Origin of the sequence: Cryobacterium sp. TMT1-19, assembly GCF_004403055.1 — a bacterium.
Taxonomy (GTDB): domain Bacteria; phylum Actinomycetota; class Actinomycetes; order Actinomycetales; family Microbacteriaceae; genus Cryobacterium; species Cryobacterium sandaracinum.
In genome coordinates this window covers 36431-51030 of sequence record NZ_SOHB01000049.1, presented here as the reverse complement: position 1 = coordinate 51030, position 14600 = coordinate 36431, and the positions used below count along the sequence as shown (strand labels likewise).

Below are 14600 nucleotides of genomic sequence, written 5' to 3'. Positions count from 1 at the left end.
GTCCACGCTCGTCGAGGATCACCCGGGAGATCACCTCATGAGCGACAACGCTGCAGACTGGAAGTTCGAAACCAAGCAGGTGCACTCCGGTGCCCAGCCCGACCCGACCACCAATGCCAGGGCCACCCCGATCTACCAGACCACGTCCTACGTGTTCGACAACGCCCAGCACGCGCAGAACCTGTTCGCACTGGAGGAATTCGGCAACATCTACACCCGTATCATGAACCCGACCCAGGCCGTCGTCGAAGAGCGCGTCGCCGCCCTCGAAGGGGGCACCGCAGCCCTGCTCCTGGCCTCGGGCCAGGCCGCCTCCACGTTCGCGGTGCTGAACATCGCCCAGGCCGGCGACCACATCGTCTCGTCAAGTTCGATCTACGGCGGAACCTACAACCTGTTCAAGTACACGCTAGCCAAGCTGGGCATCGAGACGACCTTCGTCGAGAACCAGGACGACCCCGAGGAGTGGCGCCGGGCGCTGCGCCCCAACACCAAGCTCTTCTTCGCCGAGACCATCGGCAACCCCAAGATCAATGTGCTCGACATCCGTCTCGTGGCCGATGTGGCGCACGCCGGCGGGGTGCCGCTCATCGTCGACAGCACCATCGCCACCCCCTACCTGATCCGCCCGTTCGAGCACGGCGCGGACATCGTCGTCCACTCGGCGACCAAGTTCCTCGGCGGCCACGGTGCCGTCATCGGCGGCGTCATCGTCGACGGCGGCACGTTCGAATGGTCCAAGAACGTGGAGAAGTTTCCCGGCCTCACCGAGCCGGACCCGTCCTACCACGGCGTCAGTTACACGGGCGCGGTCGGCGACGGCATCGCCTACATCATCAAGGCGCGCGTGCAGCTGCTGCGCGACCTCGGATCCGCGATCGCCCCGGCGAGCGCCTGGCAGCTCATCCAGGGCATCGAGACTCTCAGCCTGCGCATCGAACGCCACGTGCAGAACGCCCAGGACATCGCGGAGTGGCTCGAGAACCACCCCGACATCGCCTCGGTCAACTACGCCGGCCTGCCGTCGAGCCCCTGGTACGCCGCCGCCAACACCTACGCGCCCCGCGGTGTCGGCGCCGTGCTGTCCTTCGAGTTGAAGGGCGGAGTGGATGCCGGCCGCGCCCTCGTCGACAACCTTTCCCTGTTCAGCCACCTGGCCAACATCGGCGACGTGCGGTCGCTCGTCATCCACCCGGCCTCGACCACGCACGCGCAGCTCACCCCGGAGCAGCAGCTCACGGCCGGTGTGACGCCGGGCCTGGTGCGCCTCTCCGTCGGCATCGAGAACATCGCCGATCTGAAGGCCGACCTCGAGACCGGCCTGGCGGCCGCCCGCGCGGTTGTGCAGGCATCCCGCGCCAACGCCTGACACGCCCCCAGCCGCTGCCAATCCGGATGGGTATCCCCCCCGGGCAGGTAGGTAACCAATTCGACGGAGATTTTGCCCTCCACACCCGGTTTCGGCCCGTTTCAGGCCAAAATCGCCAAAATCTCCGTCGAATTCGTTCGGGTGGCGAGCTGATTCGGCTTCGCCGAGTGCGAACAGAGTGGAAACCCAGTGGAAAACCCAGTGGAAACCGAGTGGAAACCCAGTGGAAACCCAGTGCAACCCGAGTGGAAACCGGGTGCAGCCCGAGTGTCGGCCGGGTACTCCGCGGCGACGGCCGGGCGTGCGGTGCGCTGACCAGGTGGTGCGGTGACAATAAGCCGGAAAGGCTGTTCACCCGGCAGAATAGGGAGCCTATGGACTGGCAATATTCGGCAGACACCGTCCCGTCGAGCTTCGTGACCGAAGCCCAGGCTCGGTCGCTGCTCGGAAAACCCCCGGCGACGGGTGCGTGGCGCGACGGCGACCCCGTGGGGAACCGTCGTTTCCTCGACGTCGGTGCGCTGCACTTTGAGGCGGGCAGCAGCCTCGGCGCCGTGCGGATCGCCTACGAGACGTGGGGCGAACTGTCCCCGAGCGGCGACAACGCCGTGCTCGTGCTGCACGCCCTCACCGGCGACAGCCACCTGGTCGGCCCGGCCGGCCACGGCCACCCGACCGCGGGCTGGTGGAGCAGGATCGTCGGCCCCGGCCTGGCCATCGACACCGACCGCTGGTTCGTGGTTGCCCCGAACATGATCGGTGGCTGCCAGGGCAGCACCGGTCCGGCCTCCCTCGCCCCGGACGGCTCCGAATGGGGCACCCGCTTTCCCTACCTCACCATTCGCGATCAGGTCGCCGCGCAGGTCGCCTTCTCAGACCATCTCGGCATCGACCGTTGGGCCGCCGTCGTCGGCGGCTCGATGGGCGGGATGCACGCGCTCGAGTGGGCCATCGAGCATCCGTCCCGGGTCGCCCGCCTGGCAATCCTCGCGGCACCGCCGGTGACGACCGCCGACCAGATCGCGCTGAATTCGGTGCAGATCGAAGCCATCCGCAGCGACCCACTCTTCCGCTCCGGCGACTACTACGACGCCGCGGACGGCGATGGCCCGACCCGCGGCCTCGCCCTGGCCCGGCGGATGGCGCTGCTGAACTACCGCAGCTCCGAGGAGCTCAACCTGCGCTTCGAGCGCGGCTGGCAAAGCGAGATCAGTCCGCTCGGCGCGGGCGGCCGGTTCGCCGTCGAGTCCTACCTCGATTTCCACGGCAACAAGTTCACCCGGCGGTTCGACGCGAACAGCTACATCGTGCTGGTCGAGGCCATGAACTCGCACGACATCGGCCGCGGCCGCGGCGGTGTCGCATCCGCCCTCTCCCGCATCGATGCGCTCAGCGTCGTCGTCGGGATCGACAGTGACCGCCTCTTCCCCCTCGATGGCCAACAGGTCATCGCCGCCCACCTGCAGGGCAACATCGACGACACGGATGCCGTCACGCTCCACTCCGGCTTCGGCCACGACGGTTTTTTGATCGAGAACGAGGCCATCGGCGCGCAACTTCTGCGCGTTCTGAGCCGTCCCGCTCCCTCGCATCGAGCTTGACACGGTCCCGGATCAAGACGACGTCGACCGGCAGGCCACGGAACGCGACACCCTCGTGAACCGAGTCGTTCCCATGAATGAGACGTACCCTGACTCAAGACGTACCCGATGAGAGGACACGCGCCATGAAACCCGGTTCCGTTATCATGTTGATCTTTGGCGCGATCCTCTCCCTGCTCGGCTTCTCGCTGGCCCTGGCCGGGGCGATGACCGCCGTGGTCAACGCGCAGGGCGAGGACGGCTACCTCACCAGCCCCGCCCGCTCGTTCTCGGTACAGTCATTCGCGCTCACCTCGCCCCGGATCGGCTCGATCGAGCTCCAGGACGTCCCGGCGGACATCGGCAGTCTCCGACTCCGCGCGCTCTCCACCTCCACAGCGGACGTCTTCATCGGCGTCGCGCCTCAGGCCGACGTCGACCGCTACCTGGCCGGAGTGAATAACACCGAGCTGCGCGACCTGAACATCAATCCCTTCCGTGCGGTGTACCGCGACATTCCGGGCAGCCGCGCTCCCGAAGCCCCCGGCGCCCAGGACTTCTGGGTGTCCTCCGCCGAGGGTCCCGGCACTCAGGAGATCGACTGGGATCTGACGAGCGGCAGCTGGGCGGTCGTCGTAATGAACGAGGATGCCAGTTCCGGCGTCTCGGTCGCCCTGCAAGCCGGCATTCGCCTCGGGTTCCTCGCCCCGCTGGCGGTGGGGCTGCTTCTGGTCGGCCTGTTCATCCTTCTCATCGGCCTGGTGCTGACCGTGTTCGGAGCAATCGGCCTGGGCCGCGGCACACTGCCCGCAACCGGGCCCGGCGCCACGCCCGACACACCGCTCGGAGCAGCAACTTTCGTCGGAGCAGGCCCACCCGGGGCGACCGCGGTCCCTGCCCATCCCGGTGAGCGGACGTTTCCCGCCCGGTTGACCGGAACCCTCGACGAGGGGCTGTCCCGCTGGTTGTGGTTGGTGAAGTGGATCCTGATCTTCCCGCACGTGGTGGTGCTGCTGTTCCTCTGGTTCGGGTTTGTCGTCACCACCATCGTCGCCGGGTTCGCCATCCTGTTCACCGGTCGATACCCGACGGCCCTCTTCCAGTTCAACGTCGGGGTGCTGCGCTGGAGCTGGCGGGTGTCCTTCTACGCCTACTCGGCGCTCGGCACCGACCGGTACCCCCCCTTCAGCCTGGCGTCGTCGGCCGACTATCCCGCCGATCTGCAGGTCGATTACCCGGAGCGCCTCTCGCACGGGCTCGTTCTGGTCAAATGGTGGCTGTTGGCGATTCCGCACCTGCTGATCGTGGCGGCCTTGACCGGAAGTGCGACGATCTGGCGGAACGACGAGGGCGACTCGGTCTCGAACACCGTCCCGTCCCTGATCGGGGTCCTGGTGCTGATCGCCGCGGTCATCCTCCTCTTCACCGGCCGGTACCGGCGCAGCCTGTTCGATCTGATCCTCGGCATCGACCGCTGGATCTTCCGGGTGGCCGTTTACACCGCCCTGTTCCGCGACGAGTACCCGCCGTTCCGCCTCGACCAGGGCGGCGCCGACACCCCAGAGGCCGCGGTCACACGAGCACCGATCGCACCCGCCGCACCTGCCGGCGGAGCGGCGTCGAGCACGCCCTGAGTCGCCGGTCACGCCCGTCGGGAACGCCTCCGGCCGCGCGGACGCCGACGGATGCCACGGAGCGCGCGGGGTAACGGACACCGGGCCGGTAGGGTTCTGTATAGAGGGCAAATGGGGTGAGAGCGCCGCTATGCAACGAATCTACAAGGAACGTGACCGTCTGCTCCGCAGAGCGGCTCGCCTGTGCGGATTGGCCGGCTCGGCCGCTGCGCTCCTCGCGATGCTCGTCCCGGGCGGCTTGACCGTGAGCACCCTGGCCCGGAGCCTGCCACTGCTGCTGCTGCTGGTGGCCGGCCAGTACCTGCTCGGCCGGTCCGGCCGGATGCGCTGGGTCGCCTTGATCCTGGTCTCCGGCATCGCCGTGATCCTGCTCGTGGGCTGGTCGGGCCAGCGTGCCACCGGCCTGAACCTCGTCGAGCAGGCCATAATCGGCGGCATCGCCGCCGGAGCCCTGAGCTGCGTCGCCCTCGTGCTCGTAATCAGCGCCGCCCGCCTGCTGGTGCTGTTCCTGGTATTCGGTGCGACCGTTGCCAGCGTGCTCGTCGCCACCCGCGCCTCGTCCGACGCCACCGTGCCCCTCCTGCTCACCCTCAGCGTCTGGCTTGCCATCGCCCTGGTGGCCTGGTGGCTGGCCCAGAGCGTGCCGCGCGTCATGGCGCGCATCGCTTTCATCGGCCGCGCCCACCTCGCCGAGCGCCATGCCAGCGAGCTCGAAGCCCAACGCCGGCAGGATGCCCGGCTGCTGCACGACACCGTGCTGGCCACCCTCACCCTCCTCGCGCACTCCGGCGTCGGCGTCAGCCCGGCCGCACTGCGCCAACAGGCCGGCGACGACGCCCGGTTGCTGCGGCAGCTACGGCTCGGCGGCCTCCCCACCCCGCGCCGCTCCGGGGTCTACACGCTCGAGCCGGCCACCGAGTCAATGCTCGGCAGCACCCTCGAATCGGTCAAGCAGCGGTTCGGGCGGATGGGCCTCGATGTGGACTGGCACGGCAGCGGACAGGTTCTTCTGCCCAGCGACGTGCTCGACTCCTTCCTCCTCGCCCTCGGCGAGTGCCTCGAGAACGTGCGACGTCACGCCGGCGTCGCCCGCGCCGACGTGACGATCACTGATGACGACACAACCGTGCGCGCCATGGTCACCGACGCAGGGGTCGGCTTCGACCTCAGCGGCGTCAGCGCCGAACGCCTCGGTTTCGCCGAATCGGTCGTGGCCCGCCTGCGCGACGTGGGCGGCAACGCCCGCCTCTTCTCCTCCCCCGGCTCCGGCACCACGGTCGTGCTCGAGGTGCCCAAGTGACCGTCCCCGGCATCGTCGACGCCCGCCGCCGTGACGCGCGCCGCGCTGCGGCGGCGGGCGGGCCCGACCAGCCGAGCAATCAGGACCGCCAGGAACGCCGGGCTTACCGGCGCAGTTTCCGACGCCCCGAACGCACCGAGCAGACCACCCGCGCCAACCAGAGCGGCCTGGGTGGCCGCCACCTCGGCATCGGCCTGACGTTCAGCGGCGGCTTCATCACCCTGTTCCTGTTCGGGCAGTTCGCCGTGCAGTGGTCCGAATATCCCGACCCGACGCCCAGCCTCATCGCGTGGGGTCTCCTGATGGCGACCACGGTCCTGGCACTGATCACGGTGCAGCGCCTTTCGGCTCGGATGCCGGACCGGCTGTTCGCCGCGGCCATCGCCGCCGGCGCCGCCGTGGTGGTGCTCGACCTGATCGGGTCGTGGGGCGAAACCGACTCCGGCGTCTACCCGACCGCCGCCGCCGCCGTCGGCACCCTGCTCATCTCCCTGGCCACCGTGCGCCGCGGGCACGACCTCGTCTCGGCCGCGATGGCGCTCGGCCTGCTTCTCTTCCTCGGGGCGCTCACCGAGGAGCGAGCCGATCCGCTCACCTTCGCCCCCGACCTCCTTGCGATCAGCCTCGCCATCCTGCCTCCGCTGCTCGGCGTCGCCACGGTGCGGGGATTCCGCCGGATGGCCCAGCGCGAGCTCGACCTGGTGCTGGTGCAGAGCACCATCTCCCAGCCGCAGTTCGCGGTGGGGATGTTCGCCTCCGAGGAACTCGCCCGCATCGACCTCGACGCGGAGACTCTGCTCGACGACGTCGCGAAGGGTCGCACGGCGCTGCCGCTGAGTTCCGAGAAGTCGACGACGGCGGCAGACCTCGCCACGCAACTGCGGCTGCACCTGATCCGGGGCCGCCGGGAGACCTGGCTGCACCACGCGATCACCGAGTCCGAGTTCCTGGGACCGTCCGTCGGCCTGCACGACCCGGCGGGGCTGGCCGGCATGCTCGACCCCGACCAGCGCGATGCCCTTCTGCGCACGATCTGGCTGCTGATCAGCGACACAACCCGCGACGAGGCATCCGTTTCGCTCTCTCTCGGTCCGATCCGACCCACGCACGGCGTCTCCGCTCGCCAGAAGTTACGATTTCCGATCGAATTGACCACGACGGGTGTGCCACGGCGTCGAGTGGACCCCGAGACGTGGCAAGCTATCCGAATAGTCGGCCCTCACGTCGATTCCAGCCGGGACGGAAGTCTGCATCTGGAAATCGAATGCAGTATCGACAATCCCGCGGATGCTTAGGGTCCGTGGAACTACGCTGTTGAGCTTCTCATTCGGGGCCAGAAGCACAAGGAGACAGAAGTGACGAACACAACCACGTTGAGCACTGAGGCGCCGAGCAAGGACAACCCCATCCGGTTGGCCCTCGTCGACGACCACCGCATGCTGTTGGGGGCCCTCACCGAGTGGATCCGGGGGGCCGCGGACGACATCAACATGGTCGCCGCCGTCACCACCTGGCCCGAGCTGCTCACCCACCCCGAATTTCCCGTCGACGTCGTGCTCCTCGACCTCGACCTCAAAGACAACATCCCGGTCTCACTGAAGATCTCGACGCTCAAGACGGCCGGCGTGAAGACGGTGTTGATGAGCACCTACTCCGAGGCCGGGCTCGTGCGCGAGGCGCTGGCTGCCGGTGCGCTCGGTTACCTGGTGAAGAGCGAAGAGGCAACGATGATCGTCGAAGCGATCCGCTCCGCCTATGACGGCGACTCCTTCATTTCGGCCGAACTGGACGAGGCCCTCAACAACGGCGCGAACGGCGGTTCTCCCCGCCTCAGCGCGCAGGAGCGCCGGGTGATGGCCCTCTACGGCGCGGGCGAGCCGGTCAAGGCCGTCGCGCACCAGCTCGGCATCTCCGAGGAGACCGCCAAGAGTTACCTCAAGCGCATCCGGGAGAAGTACCGCCTCGCGGGCTTCGACGTGGGAACCAAGGTCGCCCTGCGCAAGCGCGCCATCCACGACGGCATCCTGCTCCAGGGCGACTGACTTCGGCGCTGCCGAAGGGCCCGGCTGCCGAACGGCCCGGCTGCCTCGCGCCGATCCAGACCGGGGCGACGTAGCCGAAGTCGCCCGCGATGGCGAGGCCGTGAGCAGGTATGGTTCCAGAGTACGGGGCCGGTGGCCCGAACGAATTCGACGGAGATATTGCTCTAAGCAGCGCGTTTGGGCTCAAAAACGAGGGTTTGACCCAGAATCTCCGTCGAATTAATTAGACGCCCGGCACGGCGTTCCGCCGGGGTCAATCAGCGCCCCGCGGTATGGTCGGCTCTGACTCCCGGAGAGCGATGCAACCAGATGGGATTCACCTGGCTACGCGGCCGGTGTGGCGGCCGCCGATGCTGCGGCCTCGGCCAGCACCGCCTCGAGGCGCTCGACCTTCCCGGTCAGCTCCCCGGTGCGGCGGCCCCGGATGTCGGCCTTGAGCACCAGGGACACCCGCGGCCCCCAGGCTCCGACGGCTTCAGTGGCGGCCTTGACCACCGCGAAGACCTCGTCCCAGTCGCCTTCGATGGTGGTGAACATCGAATCGGTGTGGTTGGGCAGCCCGGATGCGCGCACGATGCGCACGGCCGCGGCGACCGCGTCGTGCACCGACCCTTCGTCATCGTGGGAGCCGGACGGGGCGACGGAAAATGCAACCAGCATGGGGTTACTCCTTCTGATAGGGGGTGGGTGGGAACAGGATCTGCCACACGGCCCAGCCGAGCAGCACGACCTCCAGCGCGTTGCGCACGGTCAGCACCAGCACCAGAGCCGGGTCTGCCACAAGCAGGCGGTCGTAGAAGTGCGGGTAGACGAGTTGGGTCAGGGCCGCGATGACAAGCCCGAGCACGGCCGGGAGCCGCCAGGCAGGCCCCCGCACCAGCAGCCCGAAAATGATGGGCGCGGCCAGCCAGGTCGTGAACTGCGGCGAGCCGACCTTGTTGACGACGATCAGGGTCAGCACCAGGGCCAGCGCCAGCGGCGGGAACAGGCCGGCCGGTTCGGCGCCTGCACGCATCCGCTGGCAGGCCAGGAGCACCACGGCCAGCCCGCAGAGGGCGAGCAGGGGGGTCATCGCCACGATGGCGACGTTCGTGCCGGTGCCGATGATCTGGAAGGTGAGGATCTGCCGGTCGTAGTAGAGGTAACTGCCCGGCAGACCCAGCGCGGCCGGCCACATCCAGAGGCCGGCGACCGGGGACTCGATCTGGATGCCGCGGTTCGTCTGCTCGCCGACGAAGCTGAGCACGTTCGGCCCGCTGCCGAGCCCGAGCGCCACCAGCACGATGCCCAGGCTCGTCCCGGCCGCGGCGACGAGCACCCGCCAGCGGTCCTTCGAGACGACGAATAGCGCGATCACCAGGGCCACCGGCCAGATCTTCACCCAGGTGACCAGAGTCAGCAGCACGGTGCCCCAGACCGGCCGGGCGCCGACGAACAGCAGTGCGGCGATCGCCAGCGGCACGGTGACCGCATCGATCCGGGCGAGGGCGACGGGCCCGAGCAGCAGCAGGAAACCCAGCCACCAGGCCGCCGCGGCCAGGGCACGCCGGTTGCGGCCCCGCCCGAGCAGCAGCGCGAAGGTCCCGGCGTTCAGCAGGGTCACGAGCCCGAGCCAACCGGCGGCGTAGAGGTCGGGGCCGAACGCGAGCGGCGCCAGGATGGGCAGGAGGGCCAGCAGCGGGTAGACGAAGCCGGTGGTGATGCCCACGACGTCGGCACCGGATGCCGCGTCGGTCGCCCAGCCGAGGTAGACGACCTCCACATCGCCCAGCGGCCAGCCGGGGGACGCGAAACAGAGCCACCAAAGCACGCCGTGCACCAGTGCGAAGCCGGCCCAGAGCAGCGTTCGCGATGTCGGCACGCCGGCTCCGGCGGCCAGGTGTTCTGCGACGGATTGGGGCACGCTCCACCTTCGCACACCCCCACGGCTCCGCCGCCGCACCGGGACAGTCAGCGCGGGGCCCAGCGCGGCGGTCAACGCGAGCCGAGCAGGTCCGCGATCGTGGCCGGCACCGCGCCGGCGATGTCGAGCGCGGTGATCGGACCTCCGTTGGACGCCCGGGCCGCTGCCCGGGCGTGCACCAGGGCGGCCGTCGCCGCGAGATAGGCCGGCGCGGCGGCATCCGTCTGGATCGCCCGTGAATGCGTGGCCAGGAGGGCGCCGAGGATGCCGCCGAGCACGTCCCCGGATCCGGCCGTCGCCAGCCAGGAGGGCGCCTTCGACACCGTCAGCCGGGTGCCGTCGGGCGCCGCGATCCAGGTGACGCTTCCCTTGAGCAGCACCGTGACGCCGAGGCCGGACGCGGCGCGCACGGCCCACTCTCCCGGCGCAGCGGCCACCTCGGAGCCGGCCACCGACTCGCCCTGCGGGGAGAGCAGGCGGGTAAGCAGCCGGGCGAGTTCGCGGTAGTGCGGGGTGATCACGACGGGCCCGGTCGCCCGGCCGACCAGGTCGAGGGCCCCGGCATCGCACACCGTGGGCAGCCCCTCGGCCAGGGCACCGAGCAGCGCGGCCTCGGTCACCCGGTCGCGCGCGGCGGCGTCCTGGCCCGAGCCGAGCAGCCAGGCCTGCACCTGCCCGGGGGCGGTGACGGCCTCCGGGCGGCGCTGCAGCACCAGGTCGGACGCCCGTCTCGGGCCGAGGTAGCGCACCATCCCGACCCCGGTGCGGAGGGCCGCCTCGACTCCGAGCACCGCGGCCCCGGGGTACTCGTCGGAGCCCGTGCGCACGCCCAGCACGCCGCGGCGGTACTTGTCGTCGTCCGCCCGGGGAACCGCGATCCGCTCGCGCGCCCGTGCGTCGTCCCATTCCAGCCATCCCCGTGGTTCGCTCATGCACTCACGATAGGTTGTTTTGAGTGCGTCGGGCCGGCCGCTTCGCCCGCGCACTCGACCCTTGGGGGAAATCCGTGGCTGTTGCCGCCCTGTTCGAACCGTTCACCGTGCGCGGCGTCACCCTGCGCAACCGCATCTGGGCGGCGCCGATGTGCCAATACGCGGTGCGGGAGAAAGACGGCGTCCCGCGGGACTGGCACCTCGTTCACTTAGGCGCGCTGGCCGCGGGCGGCGCCGGCCTGATCCTGGTCGAGGCAACCGCGATCAGCCCGGAGGGCCGCATCTCCTACGCCGACACCGGCCTCTGGAACGCGGAACAGACCGCCGCCTGGGCACCGATCGTGGCCTTCCTTCATGCGCAGGGCGCGAAGGCCGGCATCCAGCTTTCCCACGCGGGGCGCAAGGCTTCCGTCTGGCCGGCCTGGGGCGGAGACCGGCACGGCACCATGGCGACGGATGACGGCGGCTGGCCGACCGTGTCGGCCTCGGCCGTGCCGTTCCCCGGCTACGCACCGCCCGTGGCCCTGGATGCCGCGGGCATCCTGGGAATCGTTGACGGGTTCGCGTCCGCCGCGCTCCGGGCGGTGGAGGCCGGGTTCGACGTCGTGGAGCTGCACGCGGCGCACGGCTACCTGCTGCACCAGTTCCTGTCCCCGCTGAGCAACCGGCGCACCGACGGGTTCGGCGGCGGGCTGCCGAACCGGGCCCGCCTGCTGCTTCAGGTCGTGGCCGCCGTGCGCGCGGCCATCGGCGAGGAGCGCGCCCTGTTCGTGCGGTTCTCCGCCACCGATTACACCCCGGGCGGCTGGACCGAAGACGAGACGGCCGAGGTCGCCGGCTGGGCCGCGGCCGCCGGCGCCGACTTCTTCGACATCTCCTCCGGCGGCAACGTGACCGGGGTGCGCATCCCGCTGGGTCCCGGCTACCAGGTGCCGCTCGCCGAGCACGTGAAAACGGCGGCGGGCGTGCGGGTCAGCGCCGTGGGGCTGATCACCACCGCGCACCAGGCCGAGCAGATCGTGGCATCCGGCCGGGCCGACGCGGTCCTTCTGGGCCGCGAACTCCTGCGCGACCCGCACTTCCCGCTGCGGGCCGCCCACGAGCTCGGCGCCGGCGTGGACTACTGGCCGCCGCAGTACCTGCGCGCCCGGTGGCCGGCCGCCTGAGAACGGCTACACCTGAGAACGGCTACAGGCGGCGGGTCGCGTCCTGCACTTCGCCGACCAGCTCTTCGATGATGTCCTCGAGGAACAGCACCCCCACGGTCTCACCGGTCGCGGTGAACGAGCGCGCCAGGTGCGCGCCCGAACGCCGCATGGTGGCCAAGGCATCTTCGAGGTCGGTGTCCTCGAAGATCGACGCCAGCAAACGGATGCGCTTGCCCGGGATCGGCTCCGCGTAGCTGCCCTGCCCGACCGAGGTGGCCGTGTCGCCGTCGAGGTCGATGACGTCCTTCAGGTGAACGTACCCGGTCGGTTCACCGGACTCGTTCACCAGCACATAGCGGGAGAAACCGTGTCTGGTGACGGCCTTCTCCACGTCTGCGGGGGTGGCCGCCTCGGGCAGGCTGATCAGGCCATCGAGGTTCACCGCGACGTCCCGCACCTTGCGGGTGGTGAACTCGAACGTGGCGCTGAGTGCCCCGGTGCCGTCCCGCAGCACGCCCTCCCGGGTCGACTGGGAGACGATGGTCGCCACCTCGTCCAACGTGTAGGTGCTGGTGGCCTCCTCCTTGGGCTGGACCCCGAACATTCGCACCACCAGGTTGGCGGTGGCGTTGAGCGTCACGATCACGGGCTTGACCAGGCGGCCGAAGAAGACGAGCGGCGGGGCGAGCACGAGCACGGCCCGGTCGGGGATGGAGAACGACAGGTTCTTCGGCACCATCTCACCGAACACGACGTGCAGGTAGGAGACCAGCAGCAGCGTGATCACGAAGGCGATCACTCCGATGGCCTCCTCCGGTAGCGGGGTCAGGCCCAGCGGGATCTCGAGCAGGTGGTGGATCGCCGGCTCCGAGACGTTCAGGATGAGCAGCGAGCAGACCGTGATGCCCAGCTGGGTGGTCGCCAACATGAGGGTGGCGTGTTCCATCGCCCACAGCGCTGTGATTGCGCGCTTCTTGCCGGCCTCGGCGAGAGGTTCGATCTGGGACCGGCGCGCGGAGATAACCGCGAATTCCGCGGCGACGAAGAAGGCGTTGGCCGCGAGCAGCACGACCAGCCAGACCAGCCCCGCCCAGTCACTCATGGTCACTCACCGTGCGCTCCATACCGTTCTTCTTACGGTCACCCTTTTTGTCCAACTTTTTTTCGGATTTCTTGTCGGTCCTGGTACCGCGGTCGCCCCGGGCAGGCTCGCCGCCCTCCTCGGGCTCGACGGGCTCGCCGCAGGGTGTGAAGCGGAGCCGGTCGATCCGTCGGCCGTCGAGGCGTTCCACCGACAGCACGCCGCCGGCCAGCTGCACGACGTCGCCGACCACGGGCAGGCGACCCAATTCGCTCATCACGAACCCACCCACGGTTTCGTAGGGGCCGTCCTCCGAGATCACGATGCCCGTGCGGTCGAGCAGCTCGTCCGGGCGGAGCATGCCGGGGAATGTCAGAGAGTCGGTAGACAACACCACACCGGCGCGGGTGCGGTCGTGCTCGTCGGCAACCTCTCCGACGAGTTCCTCGACCAGGTCCTCGAGCGTGGCCACTCCGGCCGTGCCGCCGTATTCGTCGACGACGATGGCCATCTGGTAACCGCGGCCGCGCAGCTCGACCAGTAGTCCGTCGAGTTTCATGGTCTCGGGCACCCGGATGGCCTCGGACTGCAGGGCCGATACCGGGACATCCGCCCGGCGACGTCGGGGAACGGCCACGGCCTGCTTCACGTGCACGATCCCGACGATGTCGTCGACGCCCTCGTCGACGACGGGGAAGCGGGAATACCCGGTTTGGCGGGTGAGGTCGATGACGGCCTGGGCGGAGGCGGTGCGCTCGATGCTGGCCACCCGCGGGCGGGGCGTCATCACGTCCGAGGCGGTATGCCCGGAGAAGAGCAGCGTGCGGTGCAGGAGCGTGGCGGTGTCTTTCTCCAGCAGCCCGGCACTGGCCGAGCGCCGCACGAGGGAGGACAGCTCCTCCGCGGTGCGCGCCCCGGACAGCTCTTCCTTCGGCTCGATCCCGATCGACCGCAGCACACCGTTGGCGCTGCCGTTGAGCACGACGACGGCCGGTTTGAACACGGTCGTGAACAGTGTCTGGAACGGGATGACCAGCTTCGCGGTCTGCACGGGCAGGGCGAGGGCGAAATTCTTCGGCACCAGCTCGCCGATGATCATCGAGGCGAGTGTGGCGACGATGACCGCGGTCGTGACCGCGACGACCGGCACCACCGCCGGGGACAGCCCCAGGCCGATCAGCGACGGCGACAGCAGCATGGTCAGAGCCGGCTCCATGGCGTAACCGGTGAGCAGGGTGGTGAGGGTGATGCCCAGTTGGGCGCTGGAGAGGTGCGTCGAGGTGATCCTGAGTGCGGCGATGGTCAGGCCGAGTCGGGTCTCTCCTCGATCGCGGCGGGCCTCGAGCTCCGACCGGTCCAGGTTGACCAGGGCGAACTCGCTGGCGACGAACAGGCCGGTGCCGACGGTGAGGAGGAGCCCCGCGGCGAGCATGATCCACTCATACATGGCGGACCTCGACGACGGCGGCACCGAAGCTCATGACCGAGACGCCGTTCGGGTGACGGGAAGAATTTCCGGGCGAGAAACCGGGCGCATGCGCAGGAGGGGGGTCGTCCATTATTCCTCCCAGTCTACCGCCCGGCACCGAGGCCACGAGTCGGTCCCGGGTG

12 protein-coding genes are annotated in these 14600 nt (G+C 69.3%); 7 read left to right on the top strand and 5 right to left on the bottom strand.

Going from position 1 to position 14600, the window contains the following annotated elements:
- Positions 1-37: 37 nt before the first annotated feature.
- The 6 genes from E3T40_RS12785 to E3T40_RS12760 all read left to right on the top strand — a co-directional run bounded on the left by E3T40_RS12785 (position 38) and on the right by E3T40_RS12760 (position 7925).
- On the top strand, positions 38-1369 hold the full coding sequence (locus E3T40_RS12785) for a bifunctional o-acetylhomoserine/o-acetylserine sulfhydrylase (RefSeq protein ID WP_134543961.1): 1332 nt from the start codon (positions 38-40) through the stop codon (positions 1367-1369).
- Between the two features lie 374 nt (positions 1370-1743).
- Positions 1744-2970 (top strand): homoserine O-acetyltransferase, encoded by a 1227-nt coding sequence (locus E3T40_RS12780; protein ID WP_134543958.1) that lies wholly within the window; start codon positions 1744-1746, stop codon positions 2968-2970.
- Positions 2971-3095: 125 nt separating this feature from the next.
- On the top strand, positions 3096-4583 hold the full coding sequence (locus tag E3T40_RS12775) for a DUF4389 domain-containing protein (protein ID WP_104170212.1): 1488 nt from the start codon (positions 3096-3098) through the stop codon (positions 4581-4583).
- A 130-nt stretch (positions 4584-4713) separates the two neighbouring features.
- Positions 4714-5883, top strand: a complete 1170-nt coding sequence (locus E3T40_RS12770; RefSeq protein ID WP_134543955.1) for a sensor histidine kinase — start codon at positions 4714-4716, stop codon at positions 5881-5883.
- Complete coding sequence (locus E3T40_RS12765; RefSeq protein WP_104194163.1) at positions 5880-7178, top strand: hypothetical protein; 1299 nt, start codon at positions 5880-5882, stop codon at positions 7176-7178. The genes E3T40_RS12770 and E3T40_RS12765 overlap by 4 nt, the downstream gene beginning before the upstream one ends.
- Before the next feature lie 60 nt (positions 7179-7238).
- Positions 7239-7925, top strand: a complete 687-nt coding sequence (locus tag E3T40_RS12760) for a response regulator transcription factor (protein WP_255408575.1) — start codon at positions 7239-7241, stop codon at positions 7923-7925.
- Positions 7926-8249: 324 nt separating this feature from the next.
- Here E3T40_RS12760 and E3T40_RS12755 read toward each other — a convergent pair whose 3' ends face one another.
- The 3 genes from E3T40_RS12755 to E3T40_RS12745 form a co-directional block, all read right to left on the bottom strand.
- The gene (locus tag E3T40_RS12755) at positions 8250-8585 is read right to left on the bottom strand and encodes a thiamine-binding protein (RefSeq protein ID WP_104170215.1); all 336 of its coding nucleotides are present in this window, start codon (positions 8583-8585) and stop codon (positions 8250-8252) included.
- A gap of 4 nt (positions 8586-8589) precedes the next feature.
- Complete coding sequence (locus E3T40_RS12750; RefSeq protein ID WP_158252001.1) at positions 8590-9828, bottom strand: glycosyltransferase 87 family protein; 1239 nt, start codon at positions 9826-9828, stop codon at positions 8590-8592.
- Positions 9829-9899: 71 nt separating this feature from the next.
- The gene (locus tag E3T40_RS12745) at positions 9900-10760 is read right to left on the bottom strand and encodes an ADP/ATP-dependent (S)-NAD(P)H-hydrate dehydratase (RefSeq protein WP_134543952.1); all 861 of its coding nucleotides are present in this window, start codon (positions 10758-10760) and stop codon (positions 9900-9902) included.
- 74 nt (positions 10761-10834) lie between these two features.
- Here E3T40_RS12745 and E3T40_RS12740 point away from each other — a divergent pair, with 74 nt between their 5' ends.
- A complete protein-coding gene (locus E3T40_RS12740) occupies positions 10835-11926 on the top strand; it encodes an NADH:flavin oxidoreductase/NADH oxidase (RefSeq protein ID WP_134543949.1) in 1092 nt (363 codons plus the stop codon).
- Between the two features lie 22 nt (positions 11927-11948).
- On the opposite strand, the gene E3T40_RS12735 is transcribed toward E3T40_RS12740, so the two are convergent.
- A complete protein-coding gene (locus E3T40_RS12735; RefSeq protein ID WP_104170217.1) occupies positions 11949-13010 on the bottom strand; it encodes a hemolysin family protein in 1062 nt (353 codons plus the stop codon).
- Complete coding sequence (locus E3T40_RS12730; RefSeq protein WP_134543946.1) at positions 13003-14436, bottom strand: hemolysin family protein; 1434 nt, start codon at positions 14434-14436, stop codon at positions 13003-13005. Before E3T40_RS12730 ends, E3T40_RS12735 begins: the two co-directional genes overlap by 8 nt.
- Positions 14437-14600: the final 164 nt, after the last annotated feature.

Coding starts and splice junctions, on each gene's coding strand:
- E3T40_RS12780 (WP_134543958.1), top strand. CDS start 1,744: ATGGACTGGCAATATTCGGCAGACACCGTCCCGTCGAGCTTCGTGACC.
- E3T40_RS12770 (WP_134543955.1), top strand. CDS start 4,714: ATGCAACGAATCTACAAGGAACGTGACCGTCTGCTCCGCAGAGCGGCT.
- E3T40_RS12755 (WP_104170215.1), bottom strand. CDS start 8,585: ATGCTGGTTGCATTTTCCGTCGCCCCGTCCGGCTCCCACGATGACGAA.
- E3T40_RS12745 (WP_134543952.1), bottom strand. CDS start 10,760: ATGAGCGAACCACGGGGATGGCTGGAATGGGACGACGCACGGGCGCGC.
- E3T40_RS12730 (WP_134543946.1), bottom strand. CDS start 14,436: ATGTATGAGTGGATCATGCTCGCCGCGGGGCTCCTCCTCACCGTCGGC.
- E3T40_RS12785 (WP_134543961.1), top strand. CDS start 38: ATGAGCGACAACGCTGCAGACTGGAAGTTCGAAACCAAGCAGGTGCAC.
- E3T40_RS12735 (WP_104170217.1), bottom strand. CDS start 13,010: ATGAGTGACTGGGCGGGGCTGGTCTGGCTGGTCGTGCTGCTCGCGGCC.
- E3T40_RS12775 (WP_104170212.1), top strand. CDS start 3,096: ATGAAACCCGGTTCCGTTATCATGTTGATCTTTGGCGCGATCCTCTCC.